General features: G+C 37.2%; 16 protein-coding genes and 1 other annotated feature. All 16 genes read right to left on the bottom strand.

Features of this window, described 5'->3' with window-relative positions; all coding sequences use genetic code 11:
* Window positions 1-5 precede the first annotated feature (5 nt).
* The 16 genes from secE to AB1K81_RS17920 all read right to left on the bottom strand — a co-directional run bounded on the left by secE (window position 6) and on the right by AB1K81_RS17920 (window position 15,613).
* Window positions 6-179, bottom strand: a complete 174-nt coding sequence (gene secE / locus AB1K81_RS17995) for a preprotein translocase subunit SecE (protein ID WP_412978056.1) — start codon at window positions 177-179, stop codon at window positions 6-8.
* Window positions 180-237: 58 nt separating this feature from the next.
* The gene (gene rpmG, locus AB1K81_RS17990) at window positions 238-387 is read right to left on the bottom strand and encodes a 50S ribosomal protein L33 (protein ID WP_412978055.1); all 150 of its coding nucleotides are present in this window, start codon (window positions 385-387) and stop codon (window positions 238-240) included.
* A gap of 72 nt (window positions 388-459) precedes the next feature.
* Complete coding sequence (sigH, locus tag AB1K81_RS17985; RefSeq protein WP_412978054.1) at window positions 460-1,110, bottom strand: RNA polymerase sporulation sigma factor SigH; 651 nt, start codon at window positions 1,108-1,110, stop codon at window positions 460-462.
* Window positions 1,111-1,277: 167 nt separating this feature from the next.
* On the bottom strand, window positions 1,278-1,787 hold the full coding sequence (locus tag AB1K81_RS17980) for an NYN domain-containing protein (protein ID WP_412978053.1): 510 nt from the start codon (window positions 1,785-1,787) through the stop codon (window positions 1,278-1,280).
* 3 nt (window positions 1,788-1,790) lie between these two features.
* Window positions 1,791-2,549 (bottom strand): 23S rRNA (guanosine(2251)-2'-O)-methyltransferase RlmB, encoded by a 759-nt coding sequence (gene rlmB / locus AB1K81_RS17975; protein ID WP_412978052.1) that lies wholly within the window; start codon window positions 2,547-2,549, stop codon window positions 1,791-1,793.
* Window positions 2,550-2,948 (bottom strand): Mini-ribonuclease 3, encoded by a 399-nt coding sequence (locus tag AB1K81_RS17970; RefSeq protein WP_412978051.1) that lies wholly within the window; start codon window positions 2,946-2,948, stop codon window positions 2,550-2,552. It abuts the gene before it with no gap.
* A 3-nt stretch (window positions 2,949-2,951) separates the two neighbouring features.
* Complete coding sequence (gene cysS / locus AB1K81_RS17965) at window positions 2,952-4,352, bottom strand: cysteine--tRNA ligase (protein ID WP_412978050.1); 1,401 nt, start codon at window positions 4,350-4,352, stop codon at window positions 2,952-2,954.
* A gap of 3 nt (window positions 4,353-4,355) precedes the next feature.
* Window positions 4,356-5,000 carry a serine O-acetyltransferase gene (gene cysE, locus AB1K81_RS17960; protein ID WP_412978049.1) on the bottom strand — a complete coding sequence of 215 codons (645 nt, stop codon included), beginning with the start codon at window positions 4,998-5,000 and terminating at the stop codon, window positions 4,356-4,358.
* A 64-nt stretch (window positions 5,001-5,064) separates the two neighbouring features.
* Window positions 5,065-5,281, bottom strand: a binding site (T-box leader).
* A gap of 138 nt (window positions 5,282-5,419) precedes the next feature.
* Window positions 5,420-6,889 (bottom strand): glutamate--tRNA ligase, encoded by a 1,470-nt coding sequence (gene gltX, locus AB1K81_RS17955; RefSeq protein ID WP_412978096.1) that lies wholly within the window; start codon window positions 6,887-6,889, stop codon window positions 5,420-5,422.
* Window positions 6,890-7,030: 141 nt separating this feature from the next.
* The gene (locus tag AB1K81_RS17950) at window positions 7,031-8,125 is read right to left on the bottom strand and encodes a PIN/TRAM domain-containing protein (protein WP_412978048.1); all 1,095 of its coding nucleotides are present in this window, start codon (window positions 8,123-8,125) and stop codon (window positions 7,031-7,033) included.
* Between the two features lie 281 nt (window positions 8,126-8,406).
* On the bottom strand, window positions 8,407-9,780 hold the full coding sequence (gene radA / locus AB1K81_RS17945; RefSeq protein ID WP_412978047.1) for a DNA repair protein RadA: 1,374 nt from the start codon (window positions 9,778-9,780) through the stop codon (window positions 8,407-8,409).
* A 358-nt stretch (window positions 9,781-10,138) separates the two neighbouring features.
* Window positions 10,139-12,565, bottom strand: a complete 2,427-nt coding sequence (gene clpC / locus AB1K81_RS17940; protein WP_412978046.1) for an ATP-dependent protease ATP-binding subunit ClpC — start codon at window positions 12,563-12,565, stop codon at window positions 10,139-10,141.
* Window positions 12,566-12,581: 16 nt separating this feature from the next.
* Complete coding sequence (gene mcsB / locus AB1K81_RS17935; protein WP_412978045.1) at window positions 12,582-13,646, bottom strand: protein-arginine kinase McsB; 1,065 nt, start codon at window positions 13,644-13,646, stop codon at window positions 12,582-12,584.
* Window positions 13,621-14,187, bottom strand: a complete 567-nt coding sequence (gene mcsA / locus AB1K81_RS17930) for a protein-arginine kinase activator protein McsA (RefSeq protein WP_412978044.1) — start codon at window positions 14,185-14,187, stop codon at window positions 13,621-13,623. The genes mcsB and mcsA overlap by 26 nt, the downstream gene beginning before the upstream one ends.
* Window positions 14,188-14,224: 37 nt before the next feature.
* Window positions 14,225-14,686, bottom strand: coding sequence for a CtsR family transcriptional regulator (locus AB1K81_RS17925; RefSeq protein ID WP_412978043.1), 462 nt, complete (start codon window positions 14,684-14,686; stop codon window positions 14,225-14,227).
* A 231-nt stretch (window positions 14,687-14,917) separates the two neighbouring features.
* Window positions 14,918-15,613, bottom strand: coding sequence for an MgtC/SapB family protein (locus AB1K81_RS17920; protein ID WP_412978042.1), 696 nt, complete (start codon window positions 15,611-15,613; stop codon window positions 14,918-14,920).
* Between the last annotated feature and the right edge of the window lie 208 nt (window positions 15,614-15,821).

Genomic DNA, 15,821 nt, shown 5'->3' with positions numbered 1-15,821 from the left:
GAAAATTATTCAAAAAATAAGTTCAACACTTGTGATATACCTAAATCAACTAATCCAAAGAAAATCGCCATAAAGATTACTGTTGATATTACAACTACTGTATAGCTTGTTAGCTCTTTACCTTTTGGCCAGCTAACCTTCTTCATTTCTTTCGATACGTTACTTAGAAACTTAAACATGCTTGTACCCTCCCCAAACTTAGGCCCTGAAGATGCGTAAAACGTTTACTAGGTTAATTTATTTTGTTTCGCGATGCAATGTATGCTCACCACAGGTTTTACAATATTTGCGCACTTCCATGCGATCAGCTTGTGTGGATACATTCTTAGTCGTAGTATAATTTCTGCTAGAACAAATTGCACACGCTAATATAATCTTTTTCGTCATACTTTCACCCCGTATTTCGGGATATTTCCTCATTTAAATGTAGCATGCTTGTCAGCACATGTCAATGGCGCCCTAAAGACTTACTTCATTAGTCTCCATCAGCTGTTCAAGCTTTCGTTTTACTCTTTGCAGGGCGTTATCAATCGATTTTACATGCCGATTTAAATCTGCTGATATTTCTTGATAGGTACGTCCTTCTAAGTACAATTGTAAGACGCCTCTCTCAAATTCACTTAAGAGCTCAGAAAGCTTTATTTCCATATCACCAAATTTTTCTTGATTAACGAGTAATTCTTGTGGATCAATTGCCTTTGATCCTGCGATAACATCCAGTAATGTTCTATCGGACTCTTCATCATAAATAGGCTTGTCCAATGAAACATAAGAATTAAGTGGAATATGTTTTTGTCTCGTTGCGGTTTTAATAGCGGTAATAATTTGCCTTGTAATACACAATTCGGCAAATGCTTTAAACGAAGTCATCTTACCTTCGTTATAATCGCGAATCGCTTTGTAGAGGCCTATCATTCCTTCTTGAATAATATCCTCTTTATCCGCTCCAATTAAAAAATATGTTCTCGCTTTTGCCCGGACAAAGTTTTTATACTTCGTAATTAAATAGTCTAATGCCTGATTATCACCTTGATGGATTAACTCTAAAATCTCATCATCATCAAGCGCAACTAATTTGTCGCTATCTTCGGTTAATTGCTTGATGTTCATCCGGAAAGCCTCCTTGACAAGTAGTCAATTGTTAAAAACATTATACAGTAAGCGATTTAATAACTCAATAGCTTTAATTTTCAAACGGTTTACATAATCGGAAGTAAAAAGCTGTACTAGGAATTAACGCTTTCCCCAAACAAAAAGAGAATCAGGAAAGTGCACCTCTACATTTTCCCTCTTCTCCATTTTTCAAACTTCTCTAATATGTCATCATTTAATGGTATTTTTGACTTTGGTTTCGACTGCTGGTGTTTAGTGACACTACTTGTGATTTCGCGTTCAAGATTGGTTAGCTCTATCGCTAGCTCTCGAGCAGATTTTCGTAATGCCCCTTGTCCAAACGTAACCCGTTGCTCGGTGTAGTCTGAGGTTGCAACATATATTTGGGTTTTTACATTTTTTATCTTTTTTACTAGCCGTTCAATACATTCGTCGGCAGTTTCTTTCTCTTTTGTATAAATAATCTCAACTTTATATTGCTTCAGCCTATTCTCTATACCACGAACATAATAAGCATCGAATACAATAATTACTCGTGTACCGGAATATGCTTGATACTCTGCCATTAACTCGATAAGGCGGTCCCGAGCTTGGCTTAAGTCTTTCTTTTTTAACGTTTTGAGTTCATCCCAATCACCGATAATATTATAGCCATCTACGATTAATACAACCATAACCTATTCACCAACAGGATACCTTTTTCGATACACCTCATATAACAATAGACTACACGCAACAGAAGCATTCAGCGAGGAAACCTTCCCCTTCATCGGAAGACTTACTGTCCAGTCACATTTTTCACGGACCAGTCTGCTCATTCCCTTTCCTTCATTCCCAATAACTAATGCGATTGGAAGGGTTCCATCAAGTTTGCGATAATCTTCCGTTGCATCCGCTTCGGTACCAACAACCCAGACATTTTGTCCCTTTAACTCTTCAATCGTATTAGCGATATTCGTAACCCGAGCAACTGGTATATGCTCTAGCGCCCCAGCTGCCGTCTTCGCAACAGTCGCAGTTAAACCTACTGAACGTCTTTTCGGGATAATGACACCATGTGCACCGGTAGCATCTGCAGTACGTAAAATCGAACCTAGGTTATGTGGATCTTCTAATTCATCTAAAATAATAAAGAACGGATCTTCATTTCGTTCCTTTGCTCGTGCAAATAAATCATCTAATGAAGCATATTGGTAGGAAGCGACATAAGCTATTACCCCTTGGTGATTCCCATCTGTTAAATGGTCTAGTTTATTCTTTGGTACCTTTTGTACAATAGTTCCTGCTTGTTTTCCTAGCTGAATGATTTTCCCTTGAGCACTAGAATTTAATTGGTCCGAAATAAGTACTTTATTTACGGATCTTCCTGAATTTAATGCTTCTATTACCGGGTTTTTCCCAATAATCATTTCCTGTTCGGTTTTTTCATGATCCATCTAGCTATTCCTCCTTTCTAATTGTTCAATCGCTAAATTTATCAATTCTTGTAATCTTGTCTCATTTTTAGATAAGTAATGAAACCCTATCAACGCCTCAAACGCTGTGGAGTGACGGTATGTTACGACATCGGTGTTTTTAGGAACGGAGCCGGACTTTGCATTTCTTCCCCTTGCAACAATCCGCTCCTCTTCCTCTGTTAGAATTCCGTTTTCTAACCAATCCCGTAGGACAAAGCTTTGCGCTTTCGCTGATACAAAGGTAATCGCTTCTTGATGTAATTGATTCGGTTTAACCGATCCTTTTTCTAATAAATGTTCTCGAACATACACTTCATAGATTGCATCACCCATATAGGCGAGGGCTAAACTCTTCATCTGTTTTATATCAGTTTCCATGTACTAGCCCCTTTTCCAACGAACCCCTTGAGGTGTGTCCTCTAAGATAATGTTTTTCTCTTTTAATAGATCACGGATCTCATCTGCACGGGCGAAATTACGAGCTTTCCTCGCTTCATTTCTTTCTTCAATCAATGCTTCAATATCTTCATCCAACAATTCCGCTTCATTTTCCACTGTAACGCCAAGGATTTCTAGGAATGCTTTTATCGTTTCTTGAAAAGCGTTAATCACATTTCCGGACGTGTGGTCTTGATTCAAATAAACATTCGCTTCTTTCGTTAAATCAAATAAGACAGAAATAGCATTTGCAGTATTAAAATCATCATCCATTTCCTGTTCAAAACGTTTTTTCACAGCATCAATTTTAGTTAACCATTCCGCTTCATTACGTTCCAGATTCGTACTTGATGCTTTTCGATGCTCTAGGTTCTGATAAGAAGTCAAGATTCGATCTAAACTATTTGCAGCTGATTCTAGTAACTCTTCTGAGAAATTGATTGGATGTCTATACTGAACACTGAGCATAAAGAAGCGAATAACATTAGGGTCATATTGCGCTAATAGGTCTCTTGTTAACACAAAGTTCCCTAAGGATTTAGACATTTTTTCGTTATTAATATTAATATACCCATTATGCATCCAATAGTTTGCAAAAGTTTTTCCGTTATTCGCTTCAGATTGAGCAATCTCATTCTCGTGATGTGGGAAGGTTAAATCTTGCCCACCTGCGTGGATATCAATCGTCTCTCCAAGATATTTCTTCGCCATTGCCGAGCATTCAATATGCCAGCCAGGACGACCTTTCCCCCAAGGTGAATCCCAAGAAATTTCCCCCTCTTTTGCATTTTTCCATAAGGCAAAGTCTAACGGATCATCCTTTTTCTCACCGATTTGAATTCTAGCACCAGACCTTAGTTCATCAATGGACTGATGGGAAAGCTTACCATATCCCTCAAAAGCTCTCGGCTTAAAGTAAACATCACCATCCGCTTCATAAGCAAAGCCTTTGTCGACTAGTTCTTTTATGAAGGAGATAATATCTTGCATTGTATCCGTCACTCGTGGATTATACGTTGCTTTTTTAACCCCTAATTTACTAACGTCTTCTAAATAGGCATCGATATATTTATCCGAAACAGCAAACACATCTTCACCTAACTCATTCGCTCGTTTAATAATTTTGTCATCTACATCGGTAAAGTTAAGAACATAATCTACTTCATAGCCCTTATATTCTAAATATCTTCTAACTGTATCAAAAACAATGGCAGGACGCGCATTTCCAATATGAATGTAGTTGTAAACGGTTGGACCACATACATACATCCGAACTTTCCCATCTTCTATTGGTTTAAATTCTTGTTTTTCACGAGTTAATGTATTATAAATTGTGATCGACATATCCTAATTCCCTTCCTTCAGTTTTGTAATTTCAGCTTTTAATTGGTCAATTTCTGCTTGTAGATCGCTACATTTTTCTTCAACAGGATCAGGTAGTTTGTGATGGTCTAAACGCATAACCTTCTTTCCATCTTGAATGACTACCTTTCCAGGAATTCCTACAACTGTTGAATTATCTGGAACATCTTTCAGCACGACAGAACCAGCGCCTATTTTGGCATTTTCTCCAATCGTGATCGATCCTAAAACTTTTGCACCAGATGCGATTAAGGCATTATCTTTTATCGTAGGATGTCTTTTTCCTTTTTCTTTCCCTGTACCACCGAGTGTTACACCTTGGAAAATGGTTACATTGTCCCCAATCTCACACGTCTCTCCAATGACGACTCCCATTCCATGGTCAATAAACAATCTGCGGCCAATTTTTGCTCCTGGGTGTATTTCGATGCCAGTAAAAAAGCGGCTAATTTGCGATATAACCCGGGCAATAAAGAATAGTTTTCGTTTATAGAATGCATGTGCAATGCGATGGGACCAAACAGCATGTAAGCCTGAATAGGTTAAAAACACTTCAAAATAGGTTCTTGCTGCAGGATCTTGCTCGAAAACAACATCCATATCTTCTTTCATTCGTTTAAAAAACCCCATGTTACATCCCCCTTTGGAAAGGAAAAATAATATTAAACAAATAAAAAACGCCCCTGTGTTAAAACACAGAGACGCTTTTCGCGCGGTTCCACTCTGTTTGGAGGAAATAACCCCCCCCAACTCATGCTCTCATAACGGGAGAGAACCGCCGTTATGTACTAGACCTTTCCATAACGGACTCAAAGGAGCACTTCATAGTTAGCGATTAAAATCACTTCCAGCCATGGTGATTTTCTCTGAGTAATCTACTAGCTATTACTTTCCCTTATCAACGTTCTTTATTTATTGTATTAATACTATATTATAGTTTGGTTGAAATGTGAATCACTATGCTCAAATATTTTGAGCTAATGGCCAGGACTGCGGCTGGAATAAAGATTCACATATTATATTAATTATCTAAGACTTCCTATCAAAACTTAAGCACCTAGATTTTTTAGTAGGTTGTCTAGTCTTTCTACGATTAGGTCTTTTCCTAGTAGTTCGATAGCTAGTGGTAGTTCTGGGCCATGGGTTTGGCCAGTTGTTGCTACTCGGATTGGCATGAATAGTTTTTTACCACGGTGACCTGTTTCTTTTTGGGTTGCTTTGATTTGGTCTTTGATTGAGTCTTTATTAAATTCTTCTAGGTGAATTAGTTTATCGGTAAATACTTGTAATACCTCTGGAACTTGCTCTTCAGCTAGTACAGCCTTTGCCTCTTCATCAAGTTCAACTTCTTTTGTAAAGAACATTTCAGACAGCTCTACGATTTCCTTACCGTAACGTAATTGCTCATGGTATAAGCCAATAACTTTCTCAACCCACTCTTTTGTTTTTGCATCCATGTTTTCTGGTACTCTTCCCGCTTCTATTAAATGCGGAAGTGCTAGGTCAATTACTTTATCTAAGTCAGCTGCTTTAATATATTCATTGTTCATCCATTTTAACTTTTGAACATCGAAAATAGCCGGTGATGTAGACAATCTTTCTGGATCAAAGATTTCGATTAATTTTTCTTGCGTGAATATCTCTTCTTCCCCAACAGGAGACCAGCCTAATAATGCAATAAAGTTAAATAGTGCTTCTGGTAAGTAACCAAGATTTTTATACTGTTCGATGAACTGAAGAATATGATTATCACGTTTACTTAACTTCTTACGATCTTCATTTAAGATTAATGTCATATGACCAAATTTAGGTGCTTCCCAACCAAATGCATCATAAATCATTAGCTGTTTTGGTGTATTGGAAATATGCTCCTCACCACGAAGAACATGGGTAATAGCCATTAAATGATCATCGATGGCAACCGCAAAGTTATACGTTGGAACACCATTTTTCTTTACGATTACCCAGTCACCGAAATCACTTGATTCGAATTTAATTGTACCCCGTACAATATCTTCAAATGTATACGTTACATTATCTGGCACACGGAAACGGATACTTGGTGTTCTACCTTCCGCTTCAAAAGCCGCGATTTGTTCCGGCGTTAGATCGCGATGCTTCCCACCATATTTAGGCGGTTCACTATTGGCAATTTGCTCTTCACGTTCTTGTTCAAGCTCTTCTTCTGTCATGTAACACTTATATGCCAATCCTTTTTCAAGCAATTCATCCACATATTTATTATAAATATCTAAGCGTTCCATTTGACGATATGGTCCATAATTTCCACCTACATCGGCACCTTCATCCCATTCGACGCCTAGCCATTTTAAATATTTAAGCTGACTTTCTTCTCCACCTTCAACATTACGCTTCTCATCCGTATCTTCAATACGAATAATAAACTTTCCATCAAAATGTTTCGCATATAAATAGTTAAATAACGCCGTACGTGTATTTCCAATATGTAAATGCCCAGTTGGACTTGGCGCATAACGTACTCGAACTTCTTTTGTCATAACCGTCTCTACCTTCTTTTCTAAATTTATGTATAAAACATTACTTGTCATAACTTCCTATAACATTATAACAAAAAGTGATAACACTGACTGTTATCACTTTTTATTTATTGTCAATCTCCAATATAAGTTATACCCTTTTTATAATGCTTTTTCAAGTAATTTTGGCTTTGCGAAGATCATACGTCCAGCAGAGGTTTGTAAAACACTAGTTATAAGTACTTCTATCGTTTTTCCAATATAATTTCTGCCTTCTTCCACCACAATCATCGTGCCATCATCTAAATAAGCAATGCCTTGATTTTGCTCTTTCCCATCTTTAATCACTTGAACCATTAATTCTTCACCAGGTAAGACGACCGGTTTTACTGCATTTGCAAGATCATTAATATTTAATACATGAACACCTTGCAAATCACATACTTTATTAAGGTTAAAGTCATTCGTCACCACAATACCATCAATTACTTTAGCTAATTTAATCAGTTTACTATCTACTTCTTGTATATCTTCAAAATCGCCTTCGTAGATTTCTACTTTAATAGGTAAATCCTTTTGGATACGATTCAATACATCTAGACCACGTCTACCACGATTTCGTTTCAGAACGTCTGATGAATCAGCAATATGCTGTAATTCCCCTAAAACAAATTGCGGAATCACAATGGTTCCTTCAATAAAGCTTGTTTGGCAAATGTCCGCAATACGTCCATCAATAATAACACTAGTATCTAGTATTTTAGGTCGTGGTTCATTTGAATCTATATTGTCATTGTCGGTGGAACCTTTTTTCTTCTCTTTCTTGTTGATACTTAACAGATTAATTAATTCATCACGTCGTCTAAATCCAACCTGGAATCCGAAATAACCTAACAGAATCGTAACAAAAAGCGGAATTACTTGTGATACAAATTCAATCTTTGTCTCTTGGATTGGTAAGTTAATTAAAAATGCCGTAACTAGACCGATTATAAGTCCTAGACTTCCAAAGAGTAAATCACCAATTGGGATTTTAACTAGTCCCTCTTCTATCCATCTTAAGAAATCTACAATATAATCCGTTACTAGATAGGAAATAACAAATAAAATAATTGCACCTACTACAGCACCTAAATACGGTGATTCAATCCAATTCATATCAGTAAAATCTAATAGCTTAATAACATATGGTATATATAAATACCCAATGGTACCCCCTGAAATTATAAAGAATAAATGTACAATCTTTTTCAGCACCACTGTCACCTCCTAACCATTATTATTGCCTATTAACCTAAAATAATAACCATTATTTTTTAGTAAACTTGGCGTTCGCAAAGTATTTAGGCAATGCTTACTTCGCATATGTGGAAATAGGAAAGTTTTAAGCTTTCTCATTCTGCCAAAATAGAGTAGTACTTCACCATCATAGCATAGCTTCAAAAAACATTCAAACTGGTAAAACCATAAATTTTATCACAGTAAAAATACAAAGTCAATCAAAATTCGACAATTTTCTATTATTTTTTTCTAATCTATTATCTTGGTATGGCTATATCTAGCGCTTCTTGGATAGTTTTAACACCAATTACACTAATATCTTTCGGTATTGTCCAACCTTCTAAGTTGTTTTGTGGACAAATAACCCGTTTAAAACCAAGTTTTCGAGCCTCTTGAACTCGTTGTTCTATTCTGGATACTCTTCTTATTTCACCGGTTAATCCAACTTCTCCTATAAAAATATCATCTGGTCGTGTCGGAATATCTCGAAAGCTGGAAGCAATACTTACAGCTGTCGCTAAATCAATTGCTGGCTCGTCCAATTTCACTCCACCAGCAACTTTAATATAAGCATCTTGGTTTTGCAGCATAAGTCCAACCCGCTTCTCTAAAACAGCCATCAGTAAGGACACCCGATTATGATCAATTCCGGTAGCCATCCTTCTCGGATTACCAAAACTTGATGGGGAGACTAATGCTTGAATTTCCACTAATACAGGTCTAGTGCCTTCCATTGATGCAACAACCGTTGATCCTGCAGTACCTTGAGATCGTTCTTCTAAAAATATTTCCGAAGGATTCAGCACTTCTCGTAGTCCTTCTTCCTTCATTTCAAAAATTCCCATCTCATTCGTACTACCAAAACGGTTTTTCACACCACGTAGTATACGATACGTATGATGTCTTTCCCCTTCAAAGTAAAGCACCGTATCTACCATGTGTTCGAGTAACCTTGGACCTGCAATTGCTCCTTCTTTCGTTACATGTCCAACAATAAAAATAGGAACACCTGTCGTTTTAGCAATTCGCATTAACTCACTAGTACATTCTCTTACCTGGGATACACTACCAGGTGCACTAGTAACCTCTTCTCGATAAATCGTTTGAATCGAGTCAATAATGACCAGTGATGGCTTTAAATGATCGATATGATTCGTAATCGTCAGCAAATTTGTTTCCGATAGGACGTAAAGTAAATCCGAGCTTACTCCTAAGCGATCTGCGCGGAGCTTCGTTTGTCTAGTAGATTCTTCACCAGATATATAGAGAACGGGTAGCTGTTTCTCTGCTAGTTGTGAAGAGACTTGTAATAGTAGAGTGGACTTCCCAATCCCTGGGTCCCCTCCGATAAGTACTAATGAACCTGGAACTACCCCGCCGCCGAGCACTCGATTTAATTCATTTAGGTTCGTTGTAATACGTGGTTCGTCTCGTGATTCTATGGATGTGATTTTTTCTGGTTTGCTTCCGGCACTAGATATGCCACTAAATGTATGTCTTGATTGTTTACCTGTAATTTCAGTTTCTTCAACAAAGCTATTCCAGTTGTTACAGCCTGGACATTTCCCCATCCACTTTGCTGATTCATATCCACATTCTTGGCAAACAAATTTTGTTTTTCTTTTTGCCACTGATATCAGTCCTTTCGGATATCTCTATTATATACGTATAAAGTGTTGCTATGGTTACAGTTATCTATCAATTTAGTATTATTTTCCTAAAGTTTGCCACATATTTTTCATATAATTTTTAAGATGCTTTTCAATAATTGCCCACCGAAACCGCAGGCGCTCACCCTAGCCACTTATTCCGCGGGAGTCTCCGGGGATTCAGTCCGCTCAGTGGAATAACGATATATTTTATCCTTACTTTTCGGTGACAAATTTATAGAATCTTTTTTAAGTAGCATCTTATCATATTTTTTAAGTTACGAAAAAAACTAGAAGGGGGGATTCCTTCTAGTTTTTTGGTGAGGGAACGAAATTTTCATTAGGATAAAATGATGAAATCGCCTTTGTTGTTGAGGCCGATTTTTACTTTTTCTCCAATTTTTATCGTACCCTTCAGTAATTCCTCTGATAATAAATCTTCTATATTTTTTTGGATGGATCTTCTTAATGGTCTTGCACCATATTCTGGATCAAATCCTTCGTTAGCAATTTTTTCAACCGCTTTATCCGTTAGTGTAAAGTCTATGTTTTGTTCCACTAAACGCTTTTGAACATCTTTAATCATAAGCGTAACAATGGATTTCATATGCTTCTTCTCTAAAGAATGGAATACGATTGTCTCATCAATTCGGTTTAAGAACTCCGGACGGAATGCTTTTTTCAACTCATCCATTACTTTAGATTTCATATTGTCATAGTCCTTGTTTTCGTCACCTAAGTTGAAGCCAACATACTTATTACGTTTAAGTTCACTTGCTCCAACATTAGAAGTCATGATTAACACCGTATTACGGAAATCTACGACACGCCCTTTTGAATCTGTTAAGCGACCATCCTCTAATACTTGTAGTAGAATGTTAAATACTTCTGGGTGTGCTTTTTCAATTTCGTCAAGTAGTACTACAGAGTACGGCTTTCTACGAACTTTTTCCGTTAGCTGGCCCCCCTCTTCATATCCAACATATCCTGGAGGTGAACCTACAAGACGTGATGTGGAGTGCTTTTCCATGTACTCTGACATATCAATCCGAATCATCGCATCTTCATCAGCAAACATTGCTTCAGCTAATGCACGTGCTAATTCCGTTTTACCTACCCCTGTTGGTCCTAAGAAGATAAAGGAACCAATTGGACGCTTCGGATCTTTAAGGCCTGCTCGTGCTCTTCTAATCGCCTTAGAAACAGCTTTAACCGCTTCCCCTTGGCCAATAACACGGTCATGTAATACGTCTTCTAGATTAAGTAGGCGTTCGCTTTCATCCTTCGTTAATTTCGAAACAGGTACACCAGTCCAAATGGATACGATACTTGCGATATCTTCAACCGTTACCTGGGAATCTTCTTGACCTTGTTTTTCTTTCCATTCATTTTTCGTTGTTTCTAATTGTTCACGAAGTCGTTGTTCCGAATCTCTTAAAGAAGCTGCTTTTTCAAATTCTTGACTTTGTACAGCTGCATCTTTTTCCTTACGCACTTCCTCAAGCTTTTGTTCTAAGTCCTTTAAATTCGGTGGAACCGTGTAAGAACGTAACCTTACTTTTGAACCTGCTTCATCAATTAAATCAATTGCTTTATCAGGTAAGAAGCGATCGGTAATATATCTGTCTGATAACTTGGCAGCCGCTTCAATCGCCTCATCGGTAATCGTTACACGGTGGTGAGCTTCATAGCGGTCACGTAGTCCTTTTAAAATTTGAATCGTTTCATCTAATGTCGGCTCATCCACTTGAATTGGCTGGAAACGTCTTTCAAGAGCTGCATCCTTTTCAATGTATTTACGATACTCTTCTAATGTCGTAGCTCCAATACATTGTAACTCCCCACGTGCTAAGGATGGTTTTAAAATATTGGATGCATCAATGGCACCTTCCGCACCACCTGCGCCAATTAACGTGTGTAACTCATCAATGAATAGAATGATATTTCCGGCTTGGCGAATTTCTTCCATCACCTTCTTCAGGCGATCTTCAAACTCTCCACGATATTTTGTACCCGCAACAACCGTACCCATATCAAGCGTCATTACACGCTTATCACGTAATGTTTCTGGAACTTCATTATTTACGATTTGCTGTGCTAATCCTTCCGCTACCGCTGTCTTACCAACCCCTGGTTCGCCGATTAATACTGGGTTGTTTTTTGTACGACGGCTCAATACTTGGATAACACGTTCGATTTCTTTACTTCTACCTATTACCGGGTCAATATTGCCCTCTTTTGCACTAGCTGTTAAGTCACGAGCTAATGAATCCAATGTCGGGGTATTCGCATTGGTAGCTTGCCCTCTTCCTTGTCTTCCTGCTTGAGACTCATTACTACCTAATAATTGTAGAACTTGTTGTCTTGCTTTATTTAGACTAACACCTAGATTATTTAAAACTCGAGCAGCAACACCTTCGCCTTCTCGAATTAATCCTAATAAAATATGTTCCGTACCTACATAGGAATGACCAAGTTTACGCGCCTCATCCTGGGATAGCTCCACAACCTTTTTCGCTCTTGGTGTATAGTGGATGGTTTGCATAGGTTGCTTGCCTGTTCCGATTAACTTTTCCACTTCTTCTTGTATTTTAGAAACTTCTAGCCCAAGAGATTCTAATGCTTTTGCAGCTATTCCTTCCCCTTCACGTACTAATCCAAGAAGAATATGCTCCGTACCAATATTGTTGTGACCTAGACGTACGGCTTCTTCTTGTGATAAGGCTAAAACTTTCTGTGCTCTCTCAGTAAAACGTCCAAACATCATATAAGATTCCTCCTACCTATTCCTCAATTTGTAATCGTTCCCGGATTAAAGACGCTCTAAGTATATCTCTCTCTGAAGCTGTTAACGTCTTTTTTGCATAATGCTGCAAGAACCCTGGTTGTGTTAAAACCATCAGTTCATTAAGTATATTACGTGATACATTTTTAATGATTCCTAAGTCAATTCCTAATCGAACATTTGATAAACATCTCGCAGCTTCTTTTGATTCAATAATTCTACTATATTCCAATACGCCAAACGAACGGAAAATACGATCCTCTAGCTCGATACTAGATTGTTCTAAAATTCTAGTACGTGCTTTCCGTTCATGCTCAATTAATTGTTGAACAACACTCTCCAAATCTTCTATGATATGTTCTTCTGCTTTTCCGAGTGTAATTTGGTTGGAAATTTGGAAGATGTTACCTAACGCCTCACTACCTTCACCATAGATTCCTCTGACAACTAGTCCTAGTTGATTGATAGCTGGCATCATTCGATTTATCTGTTTCGTCATTGCAAGAGCTGGTAAATGCATCATCACAGATGCTCTCATCCCAGTACCAACATTAGTTGGGCAGCTTGTTAAGAAACCGCGTTTTTCATCAAATGCATAATTTACCTTTTCTTCTATCCAATCATCAAATTGTAATGCTTTATTTAATGCCTTCGTCAGTTGAAGACCTGGAAAATAAATTTGAATTCGAATATGATCCTCTTCATTTATCATGACGGAAACTTGCTCATTTTGCGAGATGAGCGCTGCCGCTGCACCTTCCTTTTTGGCAAGTAACGGACTGATGAGATGTTTTTCCACTAACACACTCTTTTCAATCGCAGTTAAATCCCGAATCGAAATAAATTCAAAGTTTTTATATTCTTCAAAAGACGTATGCTCATATTCCTGTTTAAAAAATTTGCGAATTTGGTCTAAATCTTTCTGATCGGCAATGATTGGAAATGGCATATCTGCAAAATTACGTGCTAAACGGATGCGACTACTTAGTACAATATCATGATCTGGACCTTGTTCACGCATCCAAGGACTAATAGCCTCATTCATGAAATGTTGAAGCGTCATTGTTATCACCCGTTTCTTTCCGATTAATCTTAGCATCTAATTCCTTAATTTTATCGCGTATTACAGCAGCTTGTTCAAACTCTTCGTTAATAATTAAATCCTGTAGTTCTGCTTTATAAGCAGCCAATTGTTTCTTAAGGTGTAAACTACCACCCTTACGTTTCGGAATCTTCCCTCTATGTTCCGTATTTCCACTATGGACTCGACGGAAAATTGGGTTAAGATTAGTAGAAAACGCATGATAGCACTCAACACATCCAAATTTACCGATTTGCTTAAACTCGGTAAAGGTCATTCCACATTTAGGACATGTGGTTTCCTTTTCCTTTTGCAAATGGGTACCAGGTGACCCGACAGGACCAGACTCAAAATTAAATAGCCCTGTTAAGAGATTATGAAGAGAATATCCTTCTTCTGGATAAGTCATGTACCCTTTTTCTTTTGCACAAACTTCACAAATTTGAATTTCCGTCTTATGTCCATTAATTACTTGTGTATAATGCAAAGTAGCTGGCCGTTGATGACATTCCTGACACTCCACTCTGTTTCCCCCTTATTAAAAGTATGAAACCAATTAATTATAAGTACTTTAAAGTTGTAAGCATGGAGGTTAAAATTCTTGCTCTTATTTCATCCCTTAATGGCAATTTAAATGCTAATGTATCCCTACTAATTCCATTAGCCATAATTTTGGCTTCTCTTTCGGTTATGATGTCTTCTTCTAAAAGTCGTTCTAATACATTCAAAGCCGCTTGCTGTGTTACTTGCGGATTAATAAGGTGAATAATTTCATCTATAAGTTCAGATTTATCTCGGTGCTTAACACGAATGATTCGAATATATCCTCCACCACCGCGTTTACTTTCCACAATATAACCCTTTTCCATGGTGAAACGTGTATTAATGACATAATTTATCTGTGATGGAACACATTGAAATCGATCTGCTATTTCACTACGTTTTATTTCAATAGCATCTTGCCCTTTTGCTTGTAAAACCTTTTTTAAATATTCTTCAATTACATCTGAAATATTGCTCATTTGATACCCTCCTAATTTCAGTGAGTAATCTTAAGTAAGTCCATCATCCTGACTTTGACTATCTTTGACTTTACTTATATTATACTTCAATTTTTATCAGATGCAACTATCATACAATTTCTATTGTAGACAAATTCATGAAAATCAAAACCATGTATGCTTCAATAAAATAATATTAAAAAACCTGCACACGTGTTCATAATGTACAGGTTTTCTAAGTCGCATGTAAATTTATCTTTCCGATACACTCTTTACCGCATCTATTCTAGATAAACTTTCAAACAGTTCTATTTTATTAAGATCTTCTTTTGATTCTACTTTGATAAAAATACTTTTTAAATCATTTTCCACTTTGATTACTTCCACTTGTCTCACTTTTAATTCCATTTCCTCTAATACAGAAACTACCTTATTAATTGCTAGCCCTGAATAGGATATAATTTCTAGAACTAACGAATTCTTTCCCCTCGTAAATAGCTTTTCAAAATTATTAAGGAAAACTAGGCTTAGTAAGATAATTAATGTAGTAAATACCGCAACAGCATACATACCAGCCCCAACAACAAGACCAAGACCAGCAACAGCCCAAATAGATGCAGCAGTTGTTAACCCTCTAATGGTTCCACCATACACCATAATGGTTCCTGCCCCTAAGAAACCTATCCCACTAATAACATAAGAAGGAATACGTGCAGGATCAAATCGAACATTATCGTACTTTTCAATATAAGCCTCAAAGCCATATAAAGATAAAAGCATCATTAAACACGCACCAACCCCAACTAAGATATGGGTCCTAAATCCAGCTGAATGGTTTTTTAGTTCGCGTTCAAATCCTATTAATCCTGATAATACTAGGGCAACAAGGACACGTACGATTATGAGGAGAAAATGGTCATCAATTAAGTTTTGAAAAAAAGCTTGCATTTTAGATCTCCTCCTTTTACTTATTTCTATATTATCAGTTTAGTACGTTTATTTGTAAATATGATTTTTAATTCATTTTCTAATATACAAAAAAACCAAAAGATGATTATCTCATCTCTTGGTTTTACTTTTTGCCTGGCAACGTCCTACTCTCACAGGGGCAATGCCCCAACTACCATCGGCGCTGAGAAGCTTAACTGCTGTGTTC

It is taken from the genome of Ornithinibacillus jepli (genome assembly GCF_047228935.1).
Lineage (GTDB): Bacteria > Bacillota > Bacilli > Bacillales > Amphibacillaceae > Ornithinibacillus.
The sequence above is the reverse complement of the archived record's forward strand: the minus strand, read 5'-3'. Positions and strand labels throughout refer to the sequence as shown.

Coding starts and splice junctions, on each gene's coding strand:
- gltX (WP_412978096.1), bottom strand. CDS start 6,889: ATGACAAAAGAAGTTCGAGTACGTTATGCGCCAAGTCCAACTGGGCAT.
- AB1K81_RS17970 (WP_412978051.1), bottom strand. CDS start 2,948: ATGGAAACTGATATAAAACAGATGAAGAGTTTAGCCCTCGCCTATATG.
- cysS (WP_412978050.1), bottom strand. CDS start 4,352: ATGTCGATCACAATTTATAATACATTAACTCGTGAAAAACAAGAATTT.
- cysE (WP_412978049.1), bottom strand. CDS start 5,000: ATGGGGTTTTTTAAACGAATGAAAGAAGATATGGATGTTGTTTTCGAG.
- rlmB (WP_412978052.1), bottom strand. CDS start 2,549: ATGGATCATGAAAAAACCGAACAGGAAATGATTATTGGGAAAAACCCG.
- sigH (WP_412978054.1), bottom strand. CDS start 1,110: ATGAACATCAAGCAATTAACCGAAGATAGCGACAAATTAGTTGCGCTT.
- secE (WP_412978056.1), bottom strand. CDS start 179: ATGTTTAAGTTTCTAAGTAACGTATCGAAAGAAATGAAGAAGGTTAGC.
- AB1K81_RS17920 (WP_412978042.1), bottom strand. CDS start 15,613: ATGCAAGCTTTTTTTCAAAACTTAATTGATGACCATTTTCTCCTCATA.
- AB1K81_RS17980 (WP_412978053.1), bottom strand. CDS start 1,787: ATGGTTGTATTAATCGTAGATGGCTATAATATTATCGGTGATTGGGAT.
- mcsB (WP_412978045.1), bottom strand. CDS start 13,646: ATGACGCTTCAACATTTCATGAATGAGGCTATTAGTCCTTGGATGCGT.
- rpmG (WP_412978055.1), bottom strand. CDS start 387: ATGACGAAAAAGATTATATTAGCGTGTGCAATTTGTTCTAGCAGAAAT.
- AB1K81_RS17925 (WP_412978043.1), bottom strand. CDS start 14,686: ATGAGCAATATTTCAGATGTAATTGAAGAATATTTAAAAAAGGTTTTA.
- clpC (WP_412978046.1), bottom strand. CDS start 12,565: ATGATGTTTGGACGTTTTACTGAGAGAGCACAGAAAGTTTTAGCCTTA.